The sequence below is a fragment of the Pedobacter sp. 01T416_2 genome, from assembly GCF_056398925.1.
In genome coordinates this window covers 1-1,594 of sequence record NZ_JBFTQI010001037.1, presented here as the reverse complement: position 1 = coordinate 1,594, position 1,594 = coordinate 1, and the positions used below count along the sequence as shown (strand labels likewise).

Here is a 1,594-nt window from a genome sequence, read left to right as displayed (position 1 = left end):
GTATGGGAAGACATTGCACTCGGTACAAACGAACTAACCGAAGATGATAAAGATTATATTACAAATAAGGGTTCATTTGCTACACCACTCGACATTATAAATGACCGATCAACTTAAAAACGCTTGTGTTTTACACTATTGACCTGAAGCATTTATGAAAAAAGTCCGCTCTTCAATTAAACATTTATGCAGATATATTAAAGCCAACAAATGATCATAATAATAATTGGATTTATATTTTTTTTCTTAATAACAGCCCTTATTTACCTTACATATTGGTTACCAAAGAAATTGGGCTACCCAAAGGTTGGAAAATATATCTCCATAATTTTGACACTTTTGATCTTGATAAAAACTGTTTTATATGTATTCGAAGACGAGCTGTTTTCGAAAACAGATGCAGAAAAATTACTAATGGAGCAGGGTATTCAGCTAAAAGATAATTATAAAATTGAGGAGAATAAATCTGATTGGGGAGTGGGTGACTATTACCACACCTTTACTTTGATTATTACACCTAATGATAAACAAAGAATCATAAATCAGATAAAAAATGCTTCTAATTTCTCTAAAGAGGAAGAAGTTACAACCCGTTTTGATAACCAGGAACGCGACTACAATGGGCCTAAAAGATTTACAAATTACGAAACAGAAGAACAGTATGTTAGGGAACTTTTTGAGCCACATGGAAGTGGATATGCACCAACCTGGAGGAAAATAGAAATTGAAAAGAAAAACAACAAATTAACGTTCGAAGACATAGATGAATAATACCTCCGCTGGCGCATGCCTGCCACGTGTGAAGAACAAAAGAAAATAGGCTATAGAATTTAAATTATATAGTTATTTACAAAATTTCATAAGGACGATTATCCTAATCAAATACTCATGCATCCAACAATAACAGACATTATAGCCAGAATTATGGCTGATAAGGAAGAACTTGGGATTATGCTTTATGCGCCAGCTTCCCCAACGGAAATATTGGATTTTGAGAACATCATGAGAGTTAAATTACCCGATGATTTAGTTAAATTCTATAGCTTTTCAAATGGTTTCGAATCAGAGGAAGATATGTTTAGGATCATTCCATTAGACGAAATTATTGACAATATAGACCAACCAGATACTTATGCAGTGGAACTAAATGATTTCCATTTTGCGGAATATTTAATCTATTCTGATATGTGGACAATCAATATAAATCCTGTCGACAGAAATGATTACCACATTTATAACAAGGTGGAAAATGTAATCACCTTAACAAATTCATTCCCTGAATTTTTAGAGGCATTTTTAACCGGCGGTGTTTTTGACGGGCTTTACATCTGGAGAGAAAATATAAAACGATTGACTAAATAAAATGAATTTTATTCGGTTTACTTTAGTATATCGGATCCCAAAACCCTATCTTTAGAACAACTCCAGCTATTCTACCCAAATGTTTCGATGTTAACTCCAATATTATGAAACGTTATCTAAATATTCTAGCTTTACTTTTAATTGTAGCTGCCTGTACTAATAAACACCCTACTAAATTGAGTATAACTCAAAAAAATCCAAGTAAAAACTGTGATTGCACAAAGGATACATT

2 protein-coding genes are annotated in these 1,594 nt (G+C 32.6%); both read left to right on the top strand.

What is annotated here, in order from left to right; translation table 11 throughout:
- Window positions 1–345 precede the first annotated feature (345 nt).
- On the top strand, window positions 346–771 hold the full coding sequence (locus tag AC1DPQ_RS27095) for a hypothetical protein (RefSeq protein ID WP_477583192.1): 426 nt from the start codon (window positions 346–348) through the stop codon (window positions 769–771).
- Between the two features lie 117 nt (window positions 772–888).
- On the top strand, window positions 889–1,362 hold the full coding sequence (locus AC1DPQ_RS27090) for an SMI1/KNR4 family protein (protein ID WP_477583194.1): 474 nt from the start codon (window positions 889–891) through the stop codon (window positions 1,360–1,362).
- Window positions 1,363–1,594 lie beyond the last annotated feature (232 nt).

Bases quoted from the DNA above. Each gene is read 5' to 3' on its own strand.
- AC1DPQ_RS27090 (WP_477583194.1), top strand. From the start codon at position 889: ATGCATCCAACAATAACAGACATTATAGCCAGAATTATGGCTGATAAG.